Genomic DNA, 20,914 nt, shown 5'->3' with positions numbered 1-20,914 from the left:
TAGTTCGTTGATTTAGCCATTGAATAACCCCAATGAAATTATATTCTGACCGTATTACTTCATCTTCCTTTCGCCGCAGCCTGATCGGCGCCGCTGTCCTGGCGCTGTGCGCCGGCAGCGCCATGGCCATCGAGCCCTTCGTCATCAAAGACATCCGCGTCGAAGGGATACAGCGCACGGAAGCCGGTACGGTCTTCAGCTACCTGCCGGTGCGTGTCGGCGAAACCTTCAACGACGACAAATCGATCACCGCCATCAAGGCGCTGTACGCCACCGGCTTCTTCAAGGACGTCAAGCTGGAAGCGGACGGCAACGTGCTGGTGGTGCTGGTCGAGGAGCGTCCGGCCATCGCCAAGGTGGAGTTCACCGGCACCAAGGAATTTGAGAAGGACACGCTGGTCAAGGCGCTCAAGGACATCGGCGTCGGCGAGACCAAGATTTTCGACAAGGCCTCGGTCGACCGCGCCGAGCAGGAGCTCAAGCGCCAGTACCTGTCGCACGGCCTGTATGGCGTGAAGATCGTCACCACCGTCACGCCGATCGAGCGTAACCGCGTCAACATCACCTTCGCGGTGGACGAGGGCGATATCGCCAAGATCAAGCAGATCAACATCGTCGGCAACAAGGTCTTCTCGGACAAGGAACTGAAGGACCAGCTGGCGTTGAACACCGGCGGCTGGTTCAGCTGGTACACCAAGGCCGACCAGTATTCCAAGACCAAGCTGACCGGCGACATCGAGTCGCTCAAGTCCTACTATCTGAACCGCGGCTACATCGAGATGCAGATCGATTCGACCCAGGTGTCGATCACGCCGGACAAGAAGGACATCTACATCACGATCAACATCACCGAGGGCGAGAAGTACAAGGTCTCCGGCATCAAGTTCGAGGGCGAGACCTTCGGCCGCGAAGAGGAACTGCGCTCGCTGGTGCTGCTGCGCCCGGGCGAAACGTATTCCGGCGAGCGCCTGACCGCCACCAACAAGCTGATCTCCGACCGCCTGGGCACCTTCGGCTATGCCTTCGCCAACGTCAACGCCAACCCGGAGATCGACCAGCAGAAGCGCGAAGTGGCGTTCACCTTCTTCATCGATCCGGGCAAGCGCGCCTACGTGCGCCACATGAACATCGCCGGCAACACCACCACCCGCGACGAAGTGATACGCCGCGAGTTCCGCCAGTTCGAGTCGTCGTGGTACGACGCCAACAAGATCAAGCTGTCGCGCGACCGCGTCGACCGCCTGGGCTACTTCAAGGACGTGACCATCGACACGCCGGAAGCGCAGGGCACCTCCGACCAGGTCGACGTCAACCTGACCGTGGTCGAGAAGCCGACCGGTAACTTCCAGATCGGCGGCGCGTTCTCGCAGTCCGAGAAGTTCACCTTCCAGGCGGCGATCCAGCAGGCCAACTTCGCCGGTTCGGGCACCACCGTCGGCATCGAGTTCAACACCTCGAAGTACAGCCGCACGCTGTCGTTCTCGCAGACCGACCCGTACTACACCGACGACGGCATCTCGCGTTCGTACGAGGTCTACCTGCGCACGCAGCAGCCGCCGGCGCTCAACATCGGCAGCTACACCATCCGCCAGCAGGGCGGCCGCATCAGCTACGGCGTGCCGTTCTCTGAAGTGGACACGGTGTTCTTCGGGATCGGCGTGGAGCGCTCGCGCATCACCACCGACGCCACCTCGCCGGTGCGCTTCAAGGACTACGTCACCACCATCACCGGCAACAAGGACGGCATCGGCACCGCCACCACCAACGCCGTGCCGCTGACGGCGGCGTGGGCGCGCGACAGCCGCGACTCGGCGCTGACGCCGACCGTGGGCCGCTACCAGCGCTTCAACTTCGAGCTGGACGTGGTCGGCCGCCAGAAATACTACCGCGCCGTGTATGAGCACAACTGGTTCAAGCCATTGACCTCGAAGATCACCCTGGCGCTGAAGGGCGAGTTCGATTACGGCCATGGCTTGGGCAATAGCAGCTATCCGGTGTTCAAGAACTTCTACGGCGGCGGCATCGGTTCGGTGCGCGGCTACCTGAGCTCCTCGCTGGGCGCGGTCGACCAGGTGTACGGCGACGCGCTGGGCGGCGCCTCGCGCATGCTCGGCGCGGCCGAACTGCAGCTGCCGTTCCCCGGCTCGGGCCAGGACCGCAGCCTGCGCTGGTTCGGTTTCGTCGACACCGGCCAGGTCTACCAGGAAGGCCAGAAGATGCGCGCTTCCGAGCTGCGCTACTCGTCGGGTCTGGGCATCAGCTGGATTTCGCCGGTCGGCCCGCTCAAGTTGAGTTATGCTAAGCCCTTGAACGCCAAGCCGGGCGACCGCCTGGAACGCTTCCAGTTCCAGATGGGGACCGGCTTCTAAGGCGGGCCTGGTGCTAATGAGTAATAAAATTTACATCGGAGAAATAAGTTGAAGACTGTGTCCGCTACCCTGAGCAAATCTCTCGCCGTGCTGGCACTGGGCTGGTGTGCATTGGCGCCGGCGCAGGCCCAGACCTCGGCCTCGCGCATCGCCTGGCTCAGTCCCGAGCGCATCTACAACGAGTCCAAGCTGGCCAAGCTGGCCGGCGAGAAGCTGCAGGAAGAGTTCAAGAGCCGCGAGAAAGCCATGCAGGATATGGCCGGGCGCCTGAAGGCGGCGTCGGAAAAGCTGGAGAAGGACGTGCCGACGCTGGCCGAGGCCGACCGCGTCAAGCGCCAGCGCGACGTGTTCGAGCTCGATAAGGAATACCAGCGCCGCCAGCGCGAGTTCCGCGAGGACCTGAACCAGCGCACCAACGAGGAACGCCAGGCGATCTCGGAAAAAGCCACCAAGATCATCAAGCAGATGGCGGCGGTGGAAGGCTTCGACATCGTGCTGCAGGATGCGGTCTGGGCCAGCCCGCGCATCGACATCACCGACAAGGTGCTGGCCGCGCTGGACAAAGACAAGTAAAACACATCAAGATTGGATCACCCGATGGGCACTCGACTAGGGCAATTGGTCGAACGCCTCGGCGGGCAGTTGGTGGGGGACGCGAACCTGGAAGTGACCGGGATCGCGCCACTGACGGACGCCGGCGTTTCGCACATCAGCTTTCTCAGCAATAGCAAACTGCGCGCGCAGGCGCTGCAAAGCCAGGCGGCGGCGCTGATCGTGTCGGCCGCCGACGACGCTTTTATCGCCGCCGGCTATGGCGGCGCGCGCATCGTCACCAATAACCCGTACGTGTATTTCGCCCGCGCGGCGCAGTATTTCGAATCGTTGACGGCCATCGTGCCGGCGCCCGGCGTGCACGCCAGCGCGGTGGTGGCGGACGACGCCCGCATCGACGCCAGCGCCCACGTGGGCGCGCGCGTGGTGATCGAGAGCGGCGCCGTGATCGGCGCGCGCGCGGTGATCGACGCCGGCTGCTACATCGGCCGCGACGCGGTCATCGGCGAGGACACGCACTTGTTCGCCAACGTGACCTTCCAGGCGCGCTGCGTGATCGGCAAGCGCGGCATCATCCATTCGGGCGCCGTGATCGGCACCGACGGCTTCGGATTCGCCAACGAGGGCGGCGTCTACATCAAGATTCCGCAAACCGGGCGGGTGGTGATCGGCGACGATGTGGACATCGGCGCCAACACCACCATCGACCGTGGCGCCTTGGCCGACACGATACTGGAGGACGGCGTGAAGCTGGACAACCAGATCCAGATCGGCCACAACTGCCATATCGGCGCGCACACGGCGATGGCCGGCTGCGTCGGCGTGGCCGGCAGCGCGAAGATCGGCAAGTATTGCACCTTCGGCGGCGCCGCCATGGTGCTGGGCCATCTGACCATCGCCGACAAGGTGCACGTGGGCTCGGGCAGCATGGTGTCGCGCTCGATCCTGGAGCCGGGGCAGTACACGGGCTTTTATCCGCTGGCCAAAAACAGCGAGTGGGAAAAATCGGCCGCCATCGTCCGCAATCTGTCGACGATGCGCGATAAAATCCGCGCGCTGGAAAAAACAATTAAAACATTGACGAATCAAGACGAGAACTAAAATCATGACCACAACCACCCCTGTCACCTCCGAATCCACCTGCACCAAGAAGTGCCTGGATATCCACGCCATCAAGCAGTACCTGCCGCACCGCTACCCCATGCTGCTGGTGGACCGCGTGCTGGACTGGGAGTCGGGCAAGACCATCACGGCGATCAAGAACGTCACCGTCAACGAGGAGTTCTTCAACGGCCACTTCCCGCACAAGCCGGTGATGCCGGGCGTGCTGATGATCGAGGCGATGGCGCAGACCGCGGCCATCCTGTCGTTCCTGACCATGGACATCAAGCCGGACGAGAATTCGGTGGTGTACTTCGTCGGCATCGACAACGCGCGCTTCAAGCGTCCGGTGGAGCCGGGCGACCAGCTGGTGATGAACGTCGAGATCCTGCGCGTGGCGCGCGGCATCTGGAAGTACAAGGCGGTCGGCTCGGTCGACGGCCAGACCGCGGTCGAGGCGGAACTGATGTGCACCATCCGCAGCGCGGCCGACGCCAGCCAGCCAGCCGGGAAGTAATCATGGCCAAGATTCACGCCACCGCCATCGTCGATCCGAAGGCGCAGCTCGACGAATCCGTCGAGGTGGGGCCGTATTCGGTGATCGGCCCGAACGTGGTGATCGGCGCGCGCACCGTGGTCGGCCCGCACGTGGTCATCGAGGGCAACACGACCATCGGCAGCGACAACAAGTTCTTCCAGTTCTCGTCGATCGGCGCCGCGCCGCAGGACAAGAAGTGGAACGGCGAGCCGACCCGCCTGACCATCGGCGACCGCAACACCATCCGCGAGTTCTGCACCTTCAACACCGGCACGGTGCAGGACAAGGGCGTGACCTCGCTGGGCAACGACAACTGGATCTCGGCCTACGTCCACCTGGCGCACGACTGCCAGGTCGGCAGCAACACCATCTTCTCGAACAACGCGCAGATCGCCGGCCACGTCGAAATCGGCGACTGGGTGATCATGAGCGGCTTCGCCAATGTGCACCAGTTCTGCAAGATCGGCGCGCACGCCTTCGTCGGCATGAGCACCTCGCTGACCCAGGACGTGCCGCCCTTCGTTCTGTTGAACGGCAATCCGGCGCAGGCGCACGGCGTCAACATCGAGGGCCTGAAGCGGCGCGGCTTTACGCGCGAACAGATCAACGGCATCCGCACCGCGTACAAGCTGATCTACCGCTCCGGCCTGACGCTGGAGGAGGCCAAGGTCGCATTGCAGGCCGAAGAGGATGCGATGCCGGCGGCGGCGGAGCAGATCCGCTCGATGCGCGAATTCCTCAACATCGCCAGCCGTGGCATCGTCCGCTGAGCTGATGGCCGGGTCGCCCATGTCGGTGGCGCTGGTGGCGGGCGAGCCGTCGGGCGACCTGCTGGCGGCGCGGCTGTTGTCCGGCCTGCGTCCGCATCTGCCGGGCGCGCGCTTCCACGGCATCGGCGGCGAGCACATGATCGCGCAGGGCTTCGAATCGCACTGGCCGATGGACAAGCTGACCGTGCGCGGGCTGCTGGCCGTGATCCCGCGCTACCGCGAGATCAAGGGCATCCAGAACCAGCTGCGCGACCAGCTGCTGGCCGAGCGGCCGGCGGCCTTCATCGGCGCCGACTATCCGGGCTTTAACCTCGGGCTGGAAGAGCAGCTCAAGGCGGCCGGGATTCCGACCATCCACTACATCGGGCCGCAGATCTGGGCCTGGCGCGGTGGACGCATCAAGAAGATCATCCGGGCGGTGTCGCACATGCTGGTGGTGTTTCCCTTCGAGGAGGAGATCTACCGCCAGGCCGGCGTGCCGGTCAGCTATGTCGGCCATCCGCTGGCGGAGCTGATCCCGATGGCGCCGGACGTGGCGGGCGCGCGGCGCGCGCTGGGCATGCCGGAGGACGCCAATGTGGTGGCCATCATGCCGGGCAGCCGCATGTCGGAGATCAAGTACAACACGGTGGCCTTCATCACCGCGGCGCGCCTGCTCAAACAGCGCGACCGGTCGCTGCGTTTCGTGGCGCCGATGGCGGGCGAACGGCAGCGCAAATACTTCCTCGAACTGGTGGCGCAGGCCGGCCTGCAGGACGTCGAGGTGCAGCTGCTCGACGGCCAGTCGCACACGGCGATCGCGGCGGCCGACGCGGTGCTGGTGGCGTCGGGCACGGCGTCGCTGGAGGTGGCGCTGTTCAAGAAGCCGATGGTGATAGCCTATCGGATGGCGGAGCTGGAATGGCAGATCCTGCGCCACTTCAACTACCAGCCTTGGATCGGCTTGCCGAACATCCTGGCGCGCGAGTTCCTGGTGCCGGAGCTGTTGCAGAACGCGGCCAATCCCGAGGCGCTGGCGGAGGCCATGTGGAAGCAGCTGAGCGACGCGCCGCACCGCCTGCGGCTGGCCGAACGCTTCACCGACATGCATCACAGCCTGCTGCGCAACAGCGCGGTGGAGAGCGCGGCCGCCGTGCTAAAAGTAATCAAAGCTTAAGAGTCTCAACGTGAAAAACCCAACCCCCGGCCTGTTCGACTTCCTGCCCGACTCGCCCGATGAAATCATTTGCGGCGTCGACGAGGCGGGCCGTGGCCCGCTGGCCGGCCCGGTGTACGCGGCGGCCGTAATCCTGGACGTCTCGCGCCCCATCGAAGGCCTGCGCGACTCCAAGAAGCTGACCGAGGCCAAGCGCGACATGCTGGCCCCGCTGATCAAGGCCAACGCGCTGGCGTGGGCCATCGCCGAGGCGTCCGAAGAGGAAATCGACAAGCTCAATATCCTGCAGGCGTCGATGCTGGCGATGCGGCGCGCGGTGGAGGCGCTGAGCACCGTGCCGACGCTGGCCCTGATCGATGGCAACCGCTGCCCGGTGATGAAGATCCAGAGCATCGCCGTGATCGGCGGCGACGACAAGGTCGATGCCATCTCGGCCGCCTCTATCCTGGCCAAGACCGCGCGCGACGCCGCGCTGGTCACCCTGCACGCGCAATATCCGCAGTACTGCTTCGACCAGCACAAGGGCTACGGCACCGCGCTGCACCTGGAGCGCCTGCGCGAGCATGGCGCCTCGCCGGTGCACCGCCGCTCGTTCGCGCCGGTGCGCAAGGTATTGGAAGAATTCGCGCTGCGCGCCGGGGGAACCGCATGAAGACCATCACCTCGCGCGACAACGCGCAATACAAGGAGCTGGTCAAGCTGGCCGGCAGTTCGCAGGCGCGCCGCAAGTCCGGCCGCACGCTGCTCGACGGCGTGCATCTGTGCCAGGCCTATTTGCAGCTGCGGGGCCTGCCGGAGCAGTGCATCGTCAGCGAAACCGCGCTGCACAATCCGGAAGTGATGGAGATCGTCGGCCAGCTGGAGGCGCAGCACGCGCACGTGCTGGGATTGCCCGACGCGCTGTACAACGCCGTCAGCCAGGTCGAACACGGCGTCGGCGTGATGTTCATGATCGAGACGCCGGAGCGCGCCGTGACCGAGCCGCTGGCCGTGTCGGCGGTGCTGCTCGATAACGTGCAGGACCCCGGCAACGTCGGCTCCATCCTGCGCAGCGCGGCGGCGGCCGGCATCACCCAGGTGTACTGCAGCGCCGGATCGGCGTTCTGCTGGTCGCCCAAGGTGCTGCGCGCGGCCATGGGCGCGCACTTTGTGCTCGACATTTTCGAGAACGTCGACCTGGCGCAGCTGGTCGCGGCCTCCAAGGTGACCTCGCTGGCCACCAGCGGCTACGCCACCCAGCGCCTGTACGACGTCGACCTGCGCCAGCCGGTGGCGTGGCTGTTTGGCCACGAAGGGCAGGGCGTGGCGGACGACCTGCTGTCCATGGCGACCCATCAGGTGGTGATTCCCCACCTGGGCCAGGTGGAGTCGCTGAACGTGGCCGCATGCGCGGCAGTATGCTTTTTCGAGCAAGTCAGGCAGAATCAAGCTTAATTGCTCACTTGGCAGCCTTATTGGAGCCGTATATGGATATCGCGCAGTTGCACTTTCTGGTAGCCGAAGGGGATCAGGTACAACGCCACGCGCTGGCCGATATCCTGGTGCACCTGGGCGTGGGCCGGATCACGCAGGCGCCCGACGGCCACACGGCGCTGCGCCACTTCAGCGCCGGCATCACGCCGCCGGTGGACATCGCCATCATCGACCTGGCGCTGCCGGGCATGGACGCGCTGGAGCTGATACGCCGCCTGTCCGAAGCCAAATCGCGCGTTGGTGTGGTGGTGGTGGGCGCGCAGTCGAACGCGGTGCTGTTTTCCGTGGAGACCATGGCGGCGGCCTACGGCATCAACATGCTGGGCGCGATCGGCAAGCCGGTGATCGGCAGCCGGCTGGAGGCGATCATCGCCGACTATCTGCAGCCCTCGGAGGCGCGCGCCGCCGCGCGTGAGCAGGTGCCGCACATCTCCTTCGCCGAAGTGGGGCAGGGCTTGCAGATGCGCGAGTTCGATCCCTACTTCCAGCCCAAGATCGAGCTGGAGACGGGGCAGGTCAAGGGGCTGGAGATGTTCGCGCGCTGGCGCCATCCGCTGTACGGCGTGCTCGGGCCGGCGTCGTTCATGCAGGCGCTGGAGGATAACCGCCGCATCGATTTCCTCGACTGGAGCATGATCGAAAAATCGGTGGCGGCCTGCCGCACCCTGCACGACCAGGGCATACCGATTTCGTTCTCCATCAATGTCGACCAGAGCACGCTGGCGCACCCGCAGTTCATGGAGCAGATCGCGGCCTGTCTGGACCGCCACCGCATCATGGCCGACTACATCACCTTCGAGATGACCGAATCGGCGGTGCTGACCACCGACCCGCATTTCCTCGAACGGCTGCTGCGCCTGCGCATGAAGGGCTTCGGCCTGGCCATCGACGACTACGGCACGGGGCGCAGCAATCTGCAGCTGCTGGCGCGCATACCATTCTCCGAACTGAAGATAGACCGCAGCTTTGTCGACGGCGCCTCCAAGCGGCAGGCCATCGGCACGGTGCTGCGCTCCTGCCTCGGGCTGGCGCGCAACCTGGACCGGCGCTCGGTAGCGGTCGGCGTCGAGACCAAGCAGGATTGGGATTTCCTGCAGGGGCTGGGCTGCACCTACGCCCAGGGCTACTACATCGCCAAGCCGATGCCGGTCGAGGAATTCCCGGCCTGGCTGGCCGACTGGCAGCACTTCTTCTGAAGCGCGGTGGCTCGGCGGCGCGACGCCGGCGAGCTACATGGACACGTTCGTGGTGTCTCCACTACCGCGACAACGACCAGACGCTGGATCTACAACCCTCGGTTTTTCGCCTGATCACGGTATGCCGGCTCCGCCGAGCCGCCGCATCCCTCGCGGCTCGGCCCTCCGAACCCGGTCGCCGAGCAGTTGCTGGACAAAGTGACCAGCGACGAGCAGATGGCTGCCGCGATGCCGTTCAACGAAACCAAGCCTCTGGAATACGGCGACGCCGCCTTCACGCCGCACGCGGGCGAGATCCGTCCGCCGTCGAGCGCCTTCGCCACCGCCAGCACCAGGTCCGAGACGGTGGCCTCACCCAAGGCCGGCGACGGCCACCCGGACCTTATCCACTCGGTCAAGCCGGAGCCGCACAGCGGCATACTGCAGGCGGCCAGCGCGCACGACACTTTCTGGGACTTCGCCTCGCTCAGCCCCGAGATCACCCACATGCTGATGTGGCACCTGTCGGATCGCGCGATCCCGCGCAGCTACCGCATTATGCCGGGCTTCGGCGTGCATACCTTCCGGGTGGTGAACGCGCAGCGACGGCATGCACCGGCAGTCGGTCAACCGCGGGCGGGTGAGTCACGAGCCCAATTCGCTGGCCGGCGGCTGTCCGTTCCAGGCCGGCGCCAGGGGCTTCGTCAGTTTCCCCGAGCCGCAGCAGGCCAGCAAGGTGCGCGGCAAGCCGGAGCTGTCCGCCGACCCGGGCGGCACGCCGCTCAACCGGGACGTCGCGGCGCTGAAGTTTGTGCGGTTGCGATATCGGCACGACAAGCCGATGTTGGCCGTCGGCAATGGCGCGCAGCTGCTGTACGCGGCCGGTATCCCGGCATCACATCGTCGAGCGCGGCGAGGATCCGATGGCGCTGGTGCAGTTCGAGGCGGCGCTGTCGCGTCACCGCACCTACGCCTGCGAGACCGATCCGCCTATCGTTTGATTTGCCCAGCAGTATTCCCGCCAATTAAGTTGATCAGAGTATTGGGGAGGGGGGAGGTTACGCGGTCATTCTAGCAAACCTCCTATTTTCTCCCCTGTTTTTTTCGGCTTTTCCATATTTTTTCCGAAAATCCGGGAATAGTTTAAATTTTGAAAAATTCGAAGAAAATAGAAGAGAAAATCGAGGTTTTGCTAGAAGGAGCTGGGTGGAGTGCCCGATATGCATCCTCTTAAGGATTGGTGAACACGGAGAGTCCTTGAATAGCCGCTAATTCTGCACTCGCTCCACGCTAGACATGCTAGGCATGTGAGATACGGGTTTCCGCTTGTGCGAAAAGTCGTTGATAGCGGCGGGGATGTGTATTTCTATTTTCTTTATAAAGGGCGAGGCTTTAAATCCGCAGGAATGAAGGTGAGGAATCGGGTTGCTAGCGTGCAGATTTTTAGCCTGTTTATGCCATTAGTTGGCATGGGAAAAGGGTAAGCGTCGGCCTAAGACATTGTCAGGTTGCAGAGGGGGCGAGCTGAATCGAGGTTTCAGGATACTTCGATGAGTTGAAGTCGCTATTGCGGACGCGTTATTTTTGCGGCGGGGGGATAAGTAAAACCAACAGCTGTTATGCCTAATTTAAAAAAAGCTCCTTCCGCCGACGGTTGGCAATTTGTTGCCATTCAATGCTTTCGCCTCAACTAAGAATTGGTGGAAGGAGGTCTTGGTCCGGTTAACTTATTGAGTTAATTTAATATTCCCGCCGATTAGGCTTAATCTCTTGCAGAATAGTGGTGGAGATTTCTTCGATCGATTTGGTGGTCGAAGATAACCAGCGGATGCCTTCGCGCTTCATCATCATCTCGGCCTCGTTGACCTCGTAGCGGCAATTCTCCAGCGCCGCGTATTTGCTGCCGGCGCGCCGCTCGTTGCGGATCTCGGACAGGCGCTCCGGCGTGATGGTCAGGCCGAATATCTTGGACTTGAACTCGTACAGCGACGACGGCAGCCTGCCGCGTTCGAAATCGTCCGGGATCAGCGGATAGTTGGCCGCCTTGATGCCGTACTGCATCGCCAGGTACAAGCTGGTCGGCGTCTTGCCCGAGCGCGACACGCCCACCAGGATCACGTCCGCCGACGACAGGTTCTTGTGCGACTGGCCGTCATCGTGCGCCAGCGAGAAATTGATCGCCTCGATGCGGTTCTTGTACTCCTCGCTGTCGACGATGTTGTGCGAACGGCCGATGGTGTGGGTCGACTTGGCGCCCAACTCTTGTTCCAATGGCGCAACAAAAGTCTGGAACATGTCCATGTACATGCCTTTGCACTGGCGGATCACATCCGACAGCTCGGTCTTGACCAGGGTCGAAAAGATAATCGGGCGTTGACCGTCGGTTTCAAACGCCTCGTTGATCTTGCGCACCGCGTCGTGCGCTTTATCAAGTGTGTCGATGAAGGGCAGCCGGATCTGGCGGAAACGCAGCTCGAATTGGGTCAGCACCGAGTGACCAAAGGTTTCTGCCGTGATGCCGGTGCCGTCCGAAACGAAGAAGACCGTGCGGGCCGCCGAGGGCAGAGGAGGACGTTGTTCTTGTGTCATGTAAAGTTGGCCAGTCATTATTGTGAATCGTCAATTTGGGCCGCAGGCTGTAGAATGGGCGCCATAGGTAAGATTGTGCTGCACGACGACCAGAATAACAAGAAACAAAGTCTGCGCCTCGCTGGAAGATTTCTATCATCAAAAAGGTGTCATTATGTCCAACGCAGCATTGAAGGAGCAGAGTAACGGAGCGGTATACGTCGCATCGTTCGAACATTTACGCATGACGGACGTTGAATCCGTCGGCGGTAAAAACGCCTCATTAGGCGAGATGATCAGCCAGCTGGCCGGCGCCGGCGTGCGGGTTCCGGGCGGCTTCGCCACCACGGCCCAGGCTTTCCGCGACTTCCTGTCGCACAGCGTCGACGGCGGCAAGCCGCTGGCCGACCGCATCGCCGACCGCCTCGCCGATCTGAACATCGACGACGTGCGCGCGCTGGCGCAAGCGGGCGCCGAGATCCGTCAATGGATCGTCGAAACCCCGTTCCAGCCGCGCCTGCAGCAGGAAATCGAGACCTTCTACCACCAGTTGGTCGCCGATTCCAGCACCGAGATGTCGTTCGCCGTGCGCTCCTCGGCCACCGCCGAAGACTTGCCGGACGCTTCCTTCGCCGGCCAGCAGGAAACCTTCCTCAACGTGGTCGGCATCGACAACGTGCTCGACGCGATGAAACACGTGTTCGCCTCGCTGTACAACGACCGCGCCATCTCCTACCGCGTGCACAAGGGCTTCACGCACGCCGAAGTGGCCCTGTCGGCCGGCGTGCAGCGCATGGTCCGCTCCGACCTGGGCGCGGCCGGCGTGATGTTCACCATCGACACCGAGTCCGGCTTCAAGGACGTGGTGTTCGTCACCTCCAGCTACGGCCTGGGCGAGACGGTGGTGCAGGGCGCGGTCAATCCGGACGAATTCTACGTCCACAAGCCGATGCTGGAAAAAGGCAAGTCGCCCGTCATCCGCCGCAACATCGGCTCCAAGCTGCTGAAGATGGAGTTCACCAACGAAGCCAAGGCCGGCCGCTCGGTCAAGACCGTGGACGTGCCGGTCGAACTGCGCAACCGCTATTCGCTGAACGACGCCGAAGTGGTGGAACTGGCCAAGTACGCCGTCATCATCGAGAACCACTACGGCCGTCCGATGGACATCGAGTGGGGCAAGGACGGCCGCGACGGCAAGCTGTACATCCTGCAGGCGCGTCCCGAGACCGTCAAGTCGCAGCAGAAGACGACCGACGTGCAGCAGCGCTTCAAGCTGAAGTCCTCCGGCACGGTGCTGGCCGCCGGCCGCGCCATCGGCCAGAAGATCGGCGCCGGCCCGGTGCGCGTGATCCACGACCCGGCCGACATGGAACGCGTGCAGCCTGGCGACGTGCTGGTCGCCGACATGACCGACCCGAACTGGGAACCGGTGATGAAGCGCGCCTCGGCCATCGTCACCAACCGCGGCGGCCGCACCTGCCACGCGGCGATCATCGCCCGTGAACTGGGCGTGCCGGCGGTGGTCGGCTGCGGCGACGCCACCGAAGTGCTCAAGGACGGCACCTTCGTCACCGTGTCCTGCGCCGAAGGCGACGAGGGCAAGATCTACGACGGCCTGCTGGAAACGGAAATCTCCGAAGTGTCGCGTGGCGAGCTGCCCAAGCTGGCGACCAAGATCATGCTCAACGTCGGCAATCCGCAGCTGGCCTTCGACTTCCAGTCGGTGCCAAACGCCGGAGTCGGCCTGGCCCGTCTTGAGTTCATCATCAACAACAACATCGGCGTGCACCCGAAGGCGATCCTGGAATATCCGAACATCGACGCCGACCTGAAAAAGGCCGTGGAGTCGGTCGCGCGCGGCCACGCCTCGCCGAAAGCCTTCTACGTCGATAAGCTGGCCGAGGGCGTGGCGACCATCGCCGCCGCCTTCTGGCCCAAGCCGGTCATCGTGCGCCTGTCGGACTTCAAGTCCAACGAGTACAAGAAGCTGATCGGCGGTTCGCGCTACGAGCCGGACGAGGAAAACCCGATGCTGGGCTTCCGCGGCGCGGCGCGCTACCTGGCGGCCGACTTTGCCGGCGCGTTCGAAATGGAATGCCAGGCCATGAAGCGCGTGCGTAACGACATGGGCCTGACCAACGTCGAGATCATGGTGCCGTTCGTGCGCACGCTGGGCCAGGCCGAGAAGGTCGTCGACCTGCTGGCCAAGAACGGCCTGGTGCGCGGCGAGAACGAGCTGCGCCTGATCATGATGTGCGAAGTGCCGTCGAACGCGCTGCTGGCCGACCAGTTCCTCGACCACTTCGACGGCTTCTCCATCGGTTCCAACGACCTGACCCAGCTGACCCTGGGCCTGGACCGCGATTCCGGCATGGCCTTGCTGGCGGCCGACTTCGACGAGCGCGATCCGGCCGTCAAAGCGCTGCTGTCGATGGCGATCAAGGCTTGCCGCGCGCGCGGCAAGTACATCGGCATCTGCGGCCAGGGGCCTTCCGACCATCCGGACTTCGCGGTCTGGCTGATGGAGCAGGGCATCGAGTCGATGTCGCTGAACCCGGACTCGGTGATCGACACCTGGCAGAAGCTGGCGGCTTTGCAAAAGTAATAAAGTGTTGACGCAGGCGTAAATTGGTTTAGACTGGGGTTATCGAATTGAGTAGCAAATAACACTATCAATACCAACGCACCTTGCAGCAAGAACCCTCGCAGCCCGCACCGGGAAGCGGGGGTTTTTGCATTTTCAAACCTGAGAGGAGTGCATCATGGCTGACTGGAGTTTTTGGTTGATGGCCGCGGGCGTTACCGTGATCCTGGAACTGTTCAGCGGCACGTTCTATCTTTTGATGATCGCCATCGGCCTGGTGTCGGGCGCGCTGGCGGCGCTGCTGGGCTTCGGCATGGCGCTGCAGACCTTGTTCGCCGCCGTGGTGGGCATAGGCGCCACCGTGCTGCTGCGGCGCAGCCGCTTCGGCAAGCTGGTCAACCGCACCCGCCCCGAGCACGACCCCAACGTCAACATGGACATCGGCCAGACCGTGCACGTGCCGGCCTGGCAGGACGGCGTGGCGCGCGTGATGTACCGCGGCGCGTTGTGGGACGTGGAGCTGGCGCCGGGCGCGGCGGCGGTGCCGGGGCCCTACAAGATTCGTGAAGTACGCGGCAGCTGCCTGATCGTGGCGGCTTGAGATCTACCCACTGGAGAGTTTTATGGATATCAGTTTCGGCAACGTCACCTTCATCATTTTCATCCTGGCCCTGGTGTTCGTCTTCAAGACCATCAACGTCGTGCCGCAGCAGCACGCCTGGGTGGTCGAGCGGCTCGGCAAATACCACGCCACGCTGGGCCCCGGCCTGAACATCGTGATCCCCTTCGTCGACCGCGTCGCCTACAAGCATGTGCTCAAGGAGATCCCGCTCGACGTGCCGCCGCAGGTCTGCATCACCAAGGACAACACGCAGCTGCAGGTGGACGGCATCCTGTACTTCCAGATCACCGACGCCATGCGCGCCTCGTACGGCTCGTCCAACTACATCTCCGCCATCACGCAACTGGCGCAGACCACGCTGCGCTCGGTGATCGGCCGCATGGAGCTCGACAAGACCTTCGAGGAGCGCGACCATATCAACACCGCCATCGTCAACGCCATCGACGAATCGGCCGCCAACTGGGGCGTCAAGGTGCTGCGCTACGAGATCAAGGACTTGACGCCGCCGAAGGAAATCCTGCACGCGATGCAGGCGCAGATCACGGCCGAACGCGAGAAGCGCGCGCTGATCGCCGCCTCCGAGGGCCGCAAGCAGGAGCAGATCAACATCGCCAGCGGCGAGCGCGAGGCGCAGATCGCCCGCTCCGAGGGCGACAAGCAGGCCGCCATCAACCGCGCCCAGGGCCAGGCCGCCGCCATCGTCGCGCTGGCCGAGGCCAACGCCGCCGCGCTGCGCCAGGTGGGCGCGGCGATCCGCGAGCCGGGCGGCGAGGACGCGGTCAACCTCAAGGTGGCCGAGCAGTACGTGGGCGCCTTCTCTCAGCTGGCCAAGACCAACAACTCCATCATCATCCCGGCCAACCTGGGCGAGATGAGCGGCTTGATCGCCACCGCCATGCAGGTGGTCAGATCGCAGAAGGACGCGCCGCTGGTCAAGCCGGCCAAGGCATAAGGAGGCGCGGCGATGGGTACATGGGCGGTGGACGCGTTCGGCAACGACTACGCGCAGGATTGGGCGGAAGACCTGGCGCAGACCAGCAATCTGGAGGCGGTGGAAAACACGCTGGACGTGGCGCTGGAACATCCGGGCGAAATGCTGGAGGCGCCGTTCGCGGCCGAGGCGCTGGTGGCGGTGGAAGTGCTGGCGCGGCTGCAGGGCAAGGGCGGCGAGCGCAGCGAGGACAGCGCGGCGGTCGACGCCTGGGTGGATGCGCGCAAGGCCAAGGCCCGGGTGCGCGCCGACCTGGCCGACAAGGCCGGCCGCGCCATCGAGCGCATCCTGTCGGAACAGTCGGAATTGCGCGAACTGTGGGCCGACAGCGAACATTACGCGGACTGGCGCGCCGCGGTCGAAGCGTTGCGGGCACGCATCGCCGCCTGAAACGACAAAACGCCCCGGAGGGCGTTTTTTGTTGGGCGCGTGCCCGGATTACTTGGCGGCCTTGCGGCGGCGCGCGGCCACGCCGACCAGGCCCAGGCCCGCCAGCAGCATGGCATAGGTTTCCGGCTCAGGCACGGTGGTGGTCAGCGAGACATTGTCCAGCGAGGTGCCCAGGCTGTCGTCGCGGCCGATGGCGGTGAACGTCAGGTCCATCGCCGAACCGTTGCCAGTCAGCGTGTAGGTGCGGGTTTCCCAGCCGCCGCCCAGCGAGTTGTTGACGCTGTCGACAGCGCCGCCGCCCCAGCTCACCGCCAGGCCCTGCGACGCGCTGTCCACGCCGGCGCGGTCCTGGAACTGGAAGCTCAGCGTGTATTGCTGGCCGAGGTTGGTCAGCACGGTGTGGCTAAGGCTGCTGTTGTGGTAGGTGTCCAGCTCGACGAAGTTGACGCCGTCGGCGGCCACGCCAGCCACATTGTTGCGCAGTTCGATGCCGTAGGGGCCGCCGGTCCAGTCGGTCAGGTTGGCGTAGTTGCCCCAGGTGCCAGCGGGTTGCAGATCGGCCTCAAAGCTGCCGTTCAGCAACAGCTCGACCGGCGCGGCAAAGGCGCTGCCGGTGGACAGCAGGGCGGCGAGCGCGGCGGATTTGATCAGATTCATGGTTTTCATTGTTGTTATCCCCTCGGTGTTGTTTATTGGAAACTGAATTTCAAATATGACAATGAGTAGTGTAATTCATGAATCGCTTTTCAGCCAGCACTTTTTTACCGAAAGTGGCTGGAAACCCGCATGGTTGTGGCGTTAGCGCATATCGACGCGGCCGTATAGCCCTTGCGTTTCGTCGCCCGGCCCGGCGGCGAAGAACAGCGTGTTGGTGGGCTGGCTGTTGACGCCCGGGCCGAAGGCGATGCCCCACAGGCCGTCGATCACGATGGCGCTGCCGTCGGCCTTGGACAGGGTGCCGGCCATGGCGCCGCTGGCGGGATCGTAGGCGTTGATCTTGCCGTCGCCGAAGTTTCCGACCAATAATTTGCCGCTGTAGCTGCCGAAGTTGGACGGCGCCAGCGCCATGCCCCAGGGCGCGTTGAGCGCGCCGCCCATCGCCAGTTGCTTGAGCAGGTTGCCGGCGGTGTCGAACACGTCGACCGCGCCCAGGCCGGCGCCGGCCACCTCGTCGTCGCCGCCGCTCTCGCGCTGGGCGTAGGCGACGTAGATGCGGTCGCCGATGGCCTGGATGCCGAACGGCGCGTAGTTGGCCGGCAGCGACGGGTCGCGGAAGGCGCCGGCCAGCGTCACCTTGTTGAAGGCGGCGTCGAAGACGTCGACGCGGTTGTTATGGAAATCCGCCGCGTACAGATAGTTGGCGTTGTTCCAGGTGGCGATGGCCAGGCCCTTGTAGACCGCCTGCGCGGCGGCGCCGTCCACCACGGCCGGGGCGTTGTTGCGGTCGGTCGCGGGCGACCAGGCGGCGATCTTGCCGCTCTCGGTGGCGAACAGGAAGGGGCTGGCGCGGAAGTCGGCGCTGCCGTTGTAGACGATGCCGGTGGGCGCCGGCGGCGTGGCCACCACCAGCGACTGCGGCACGCCGTTGCCGTCGTACAGCGTCGAGCTGGAACTGCCGTTGTTGGCGACCCAGACGAAGCCGGCCGGATTGAAGGCGATGCCCCAGGCGTTGACCAGCCGGGCGTCGGTCTGGGCGGCGGCGCCGGCGGTGTCGGCCACCAGCTTGGTGACGTTGAACAGGGTGGCGGCCGGCGGCATCACGACTGGCGGCGGCGCCATGGGTGTGTCGTAGCCGCCGCCTCCGCAGGCGGACAGGGCCAGCGCGGCCATGGCGGTGAGAGTACGGGTATGCATGGCGGCTCCTTTCGGGAACGGGGTTGTGATCCCGTGGATTCCCGTTGGCCGGCGCGCGGTTCTCCGCCTAGAACGCGTAGGTGGCGCCCAGCACCCAGGCCTGGTTGGGCCGCTGCGGCACGTAGTTGTAGACGATGCCGTCGTCGCGCGTGTGCTCGCGGGCCAGCTGCACCGTCCAGTTGCCGTACGGGACGCTGGCGCCCAGCCGGAAGTCGTAGCGCGAACTGGTCGGCGTGACCGGCCACTCGCGCCCGCGCAGCGTGCGCAGCACGCCCGCGTGGGCGATCAGGTTGACGCTGGGATGGACCGGATAGAACAGGTTGGCCTCGCCGTACACGGCGCGCGCCGGGCCGCCGAAATAGCGCGGCGCGTAGTACAGCCGCGCGGTCAGGCGCTCGCCCGAGGCGCCGGCGTAGCACTCGTTGTAGTCGGCCGAGTGCAGCTGGGTGTAGGTGGCGCGGCTGCAGCCGGCCTCCACGCTCCAGCCCGAGCGCAGCCGCAGCGCGTAGCCGCCATAGGCCTGCAGCTTGGCGCCGCGCTGCCCGTCGATCGAGGTGCCGCTGGCGAACGCGCCGCCGTACCAGCCGCTGGCGTCGTCGAGGTTGACGGTGAGCTGCGGCGCCGGCCGGCCGTCGCCGAGCGACTGGCCGCGGTAGCGGTAATCCGATTGCAGCGCGACGCTGCCGCTGAAATCGGTTTGCGCCGCGGCGGGCCGCCACGGCAGCAGGGGCAGTAAGGCAAGACAGGCGAGGGCGGCGGCACGCGGCGTCACGGACCCACGCCACGTTGCGTGAGATTGGCGGCGGCGCAGGAGCAACTGCAATGGCGAAGCAAGCGGGAAATAGTGGCGCATGCGTCAATATTAACAGCGTTCAGCCCATCGCCCGGTTGCAGCAGCCGCCGCAACTGCGCCGGCGTGGCCCTGGGCTGCAGCTGCGCCATCAGCGCCAGCATGCCGCTGACGTGGGCCGCCGCGTACGAGCTGCCGCTGACGAAGGACCAGCGCCCGCCGGGCGCCGTGGTCGGGACGTCGTCGCCGGGCGCGAGCAGCGCGGGATCGCCGTCGATGCCGGACGCCGGCGCGGCCTTGCCGCCGACCGGCTGCGAGGCCACCGCGAGCACGCCGCGATGGCTGGCCGGAAAGGCCGGCCCGGCGGCCCTGGCGTCGACGGCGCCGACCACGCCGATGCCCCGTTCCAGCGCCACGTCCAGCAGCCGGTCCAGCAGGCGGTCGGGCGGGCCGGCCAGGCTGAGGTTGATGACCTGGGCGCCGTTGACGATCGCGTAGTTGATCGCCTTGCCGAGCGTGAAGCTGTTGCAGCGCGTGGCCAGGTCGGGCTGCTGCCAGCAGGCGCGCAAGCCCATCAGCCGGGCCTGCGGCGCCACGCCGACGATGCCGCCGTTGCCGGCGCGCGCCGCGATGATGCCGGCCACGGCGGTGCCGTGGTTTTCCGCCGGCGTGGCGCCGCCGTCCACGAAGTTGGCGTTGACCGTCAGCTGGCCCAGCAGGTCGGGATGGCTGGCGTCGATGCCGCTGTCGACCACGGCCACCTTGATGTCGCGCCCGGTGGTCTCGCGGTGCAGCTCGGCCACATGCCAGTAGCGGGCGGCCGGCTGCACCGGATACAGCGCGTCGGCCTCGGCCGGGGGAGCGGCGGCCGCCATGCCGTCGAAGCTGGCCACCGGCTGCGCCCATTCCACCTGCGGATCGCGCGCCAGCCTGGCGATGACCTGCGCGGCCGACTCCTGGTCGGGGTAGCGCATCACATAGCAGTCGAGGCCCAGCACCGGCATCGGCCAGTCGTCCACCAGCGTCAGGCCGTTCTGGCGCGCCAAGTCCTCGGCGCGGCGGCGGCGCGCCGCGCGGCCGCTGTCGTCGATGTAGCGGCCGCCGTAGCTGGCGTCCGGACGGAAGTGGGTGGCGGGCAGGCGCAGCATCACCAGCAGCTGATGCTCGCCGGGATCGCGGCTGGCCGCCGGCACCGGCCGCAGCGTTTCGTCGCCGGCCGGCGGCGCCGCCTGCGCGCAGGCGGCCAGCGGCATGCCCGCCAGTCCGGCCAGGCAAGCGAGCAGCGCGCCGACACGGGGCCAGAAGGTGTTCAAGGCGGAGTACCTCCGTCCAGCGCCTCGGCCAGTTTGACGGCGGGCTCGGCGTGCAGCGCCGCCAGCGCGCGCTCGCGGGCCGCGGGCGGCACGTGCAGCAGGTAGGCGTCGGTGACGGTCGGGCCGTCGACCACGCGCGCGCCCTGCGCCTGCAGGATGCGGCGCAGTTCGCGTTCGCTGGTGCTGGGCTGGAAGATCACCACCAGGTTGCCGCCGCCGCTGACGCTCGAGCCCAGCACGCGGTAGGGCGCCGGGTCCGCGTCGGGGCGCAGCAGCAGGGCGCCCAGGCCGACGATCAGCACCCATTGCGCCGCCACGGTCCAGCGCAGCCAGGACGGCTGGTTGGCCGCCGCCGTGCGCCACCACGATACGCGTTGTGCCGGCCCGGCCGCGGTAGGCGCCGCTGCCGGTCCAGGCGCGGCCTGCTCCTGCGCGCCCAGCGCCGGCATCAGCCGGGCCAGGGCGCTTTCCATGTCCACGCCATCCGGCACGGCGTTCGACGCGGCGGCCTCGGCCCGCATGCCGTGCTCCCATTCCAGATCCTGGCGGCATTGCGGGCAGGCCTGCAGATGCTCCCGCACCCGCTGCGCCTCGTCCGGCGCCAGCTGCGCGCTGGCATACCAGGGCAGCAATTCCTGCACCGCCTGGTGGACCGGGATATCCATTCT

General features: G+C 65.4%; 19 protein-coding genes and 1 pseudogene. 14 read left to right on the top strand and 6 right to left on the bottom strand.

Features of this window, described 5'->3' with window-relative positions; genetic code table 11:
- Positions 1 to 32 precede the first annotated feature (32 nt).
- From bamA to AC07WS_RS17755, 10 genes and pseudogenes are all read left to right on the top strand, one after another.
- A complete protein-coding gene (gene bamA / locus AC07WS_RS17800; RefSeq protein ID WP_494730372.1) occupies positions 33 to 2,369 on the top strand; it encodes an outer membrane protein assembly factor BamA in 2,337 nt (778 codons plus the stop codon).
- 48 nt (positions 2,370 to 2,417) lie between these two features.
- Positions 2,418 to 2,942 (top strand): OmpH/Skp family outer membrane protein, encoded by a 525-nt coding sequence (locus AC07WS_RS17795; RefSeq protein ID WP_494730371.1) that lies wholly within the window; start codon positions 2,418 to 2,420, stop codon positions 2,940 to 2,942.
- A gap of 24 nt (positions 2,943 to 2,966) precedes the next feature.
- Positions 2,967 to 4,022, top strand: a complete 1,056-nt coding sequence (lpxD, locus tag AC07WS_RS17790; RefSeq protein WP_494730370.1) for a UDP-3-O-(3-hydroxymyristoyl)glucosamine N-acyltransferase — start codon at positions 2,967 to 2,969, stop codon at positions 4,020 to 4,022.
- Between the two features lie 4 nt (positions 4,023 to 4,026).
- Entirely contained in the window at positions 4,027 to 4,539 is a 513-nt protein-coding gene (gene fabZ, locus AC07WS_RS17785; RefSeq protein WP_494730369.1) for a 3-hydroxyacyl-ACP dehydratase FabZ, read from the top strand.
- 2 nt (positions 4,540 to 4,541) lie between these two features.
- Positions 4,542 to 5,330, top strand: coding sequence for an acyl-ACP--UDP-N-acetylglucosamine O-acyltransferase (lpxA, locus tag AC07WS_RS17780; protein WP_494730368.1), 789 nt, complete (start codon positions 4,542 to 4,544; stop codon positions 5,328 to 5,330).
- Positions 5,331 to 5,349: 19 nt separating this feature from the next.
- Positions 5,350 to 6,486: a lipid-A-disaccharide synthase gene (lpxB, locus tag AC07WS_RS17775; RefSeq protein WP_494730658.1), complete on the top strand. Its 1,137-nt coding sequence runs from the start codon at positions 5,350 to 5,352 to the stop codon at positions 6,484 to 6,486.
- A 10-nt stretch (positions 6,487 to 6,496) separates the two neighbouring features.
- The gene (gene rnhB, locus AC07WS_RS17770; RefSeq protein ID WP_176360880.1) at positions 6,497 to 7,138 is read left to right on the top strand and encodes a ribonuclease HII; all 642 of its coding nucleotides are present in this window, start codon (positions 6,497 to 6,499) and stop codon (positions 7,136 to 7,138) included.
- Positions 7,135 to 7,920, top strand: coding sequence for a TrmH family RNA methyltransferase (locus AC07WS_RS17765; RefSeq protein WP_494730367.1), 786 nt, complete (start codon positions 7,135 to 7,137; stop codon positions 7,918 to 7,920). Before rnhB ends, AC07WS_RS17765 begins: the two co-directional genes overlap by 4 nt.
- A 32-nt stretch (positions 7,921 to 7,952) precedes the next feature.
- The gene (locus AC07WS_RS17760) at positions 7,953 to 9,155 is read left to right on the top strand and encodes an EAL domain-containing response regulator (RefSeq protein WP_494730366.1); all 1,203 of its coding nucleotides are present in this window, start codon (positions 7,953 to 7,955) and stop codon (positions 9,153 to 9,155) included.
- A gap of 375 nt (positions 9,156 to 9,530) precedes the next feature.
- Positions 9,531 to 9,737: pseudogene (locus AC07WS_RS17755) on the top strand (catalase); the annotation flags it as partial.
- A 1,137-nt stretch (positions 9,738 to 10,874) separates the two neighbouring features.
- Here AC07WS_RS17755 and ppsR read toward each other — a convergent pair.
- On the bottom strand, positions 10,875 to 11,723 hold the full coding sequence (gene ppsR, locus AC07WS_RS17750; protein WP_494730365.1) for a posphoenolpyruvate synthetase regulatory kinase/phosphorylase PpsR: 849 nt from the start codon (positions 11,721 to 11,723) through the stop codon (positions 10,875 to 10,877).
- Between the two features lie 154 nt (positions 11,724 to 11,877).
- On the opposite strand from ppsR, the gene ppsA reads away from it, so the two are divergent.
- From ppsA to AC07WS_RS17730, 4 genes are all read left to right on the top strand, one after another.
- Complete coding sequence (ppsA, locus tag AC07WS_RS17745) at positions 11,878 to 14,307, top strand: phosphoenolpyruvate synthase (RefSeq protein WP_494730364.1); 2,430 nt, start codon at positions 11,878 to 11,880, stop codon at positions 14,305 to 14,307.
- Between the two features lie 157 nt (positions 14,308 to 14,464).
- Positions 14,465 to 14,887, top strand: coding sequence for an NfeD family protein (locus tag AC07WS_RS17740; protein ID WP_494730363.1), 423 nt, complete (start codon positions 14,465 to 14,467; stop codon positions 14,885 to 14,887).
- 22 nt (positions 14,888 to 14,909) lie between these two features.
- A complete protein-coding gene (locus AC07WS_RS17735) occupies positions 14,910 to 15,860 on the top strand; it encodes an SPFH domain-containing protein (RefSeq protein WP_494730362.1) in 951 nt (316 codons plus the stop codon).
- A 12-nt stretch (positions 15,861 to 15,872) separates the two neighbouring features.
- The gene (locus AC07WS_RS17730; RefSeq protein ID WP_494730361.1) at positions 15,873 to 16,289 is read left to right on the top strand and encodes a DUF4259 domain-containing protein; all 417 of its coding nucleotides are present in this window, start codon (positions 15,873 to 15,875) and stop codon (positions 16,287 to 16,289) included.
- A gap of 48 nt (positions 16,290 to 16,337) precedes the next feature.
- Here the strand turns inward: AC07WS_RS17730 and AC07WS_RS17725 are convergent, their stop codons facing one another.
- From AC07WS_RS17725 to AC07WS_RS17705, 5 genes are all read right to left on the bottom strand, one after another.
- A complete protein-coding gene (locus AC07WS_RS17725; RefSeq protein WP_494730360.1) occupies positions 16,338 to 16,955 on the bottom strand; it encodes a PEPxxWA-CTERM sorting domain-containing protein in 618 nt (205 codons plus the stop codon).
- 132 nt (positions 16,956 to 17,087) lie between these two features.
- Entirely contained in the window at positions 17,088 to 18,143 is a 1,056-nt protein-coding gene (locus AC07WS_RS17720) for a TIGR03118 family protein (protein WP_494730359.1), read from the bottom strand.
- Between the two features lie 67 nt (positions 18,144 to 18,210).
- Entirely contained in the window at positions 18,211 to 18,915 is a 705-nt protein-coding gene (locus tag AC07WS_RS17715) for a TorF family putative porin (RefSeq protein ID WP_494730358.1), read from the bottom strand.
- Complete coding sequence (locus tag AC07WS_RS17710; protein ID WP_494730357.1) at positions 18,912 to 20,246, bottom strand: S8 family peptidase; 1,335 nt, start codon at positions 20,244 to 20,246, stop codon at positions 18,912 to 18,914. Before AC07WS_RS17710 ends, AC07WS_RS17715 begins: the two co-directional genes overlap by 4 nt.
- Positions 20,243 to 20,911, bottom strand: a complete 669-nt coding sequence (locus AC07WS_RS17705; protein WP_494730356.1) for a zf-HC2 domain-containing protein — start codon at positions 20,909 to 20,911, stop codon at positions 20,243 to 20,245. Before AC07WS_RS17705 ends, AC07WS_RS17710 begins: the two co-directional genes overlap by 4 nt.
- Positions 20,912 to 20,914: the final 3 nt, after the last annotated feature.

This window comes from Duganella sp. GW821-FHT01E12 (assembly GCF_059422325.1).
Note: the sequence above shows the minus strand (reverse complement) of the source record. Positions and strands in the feature narration are given on the sequence as shown.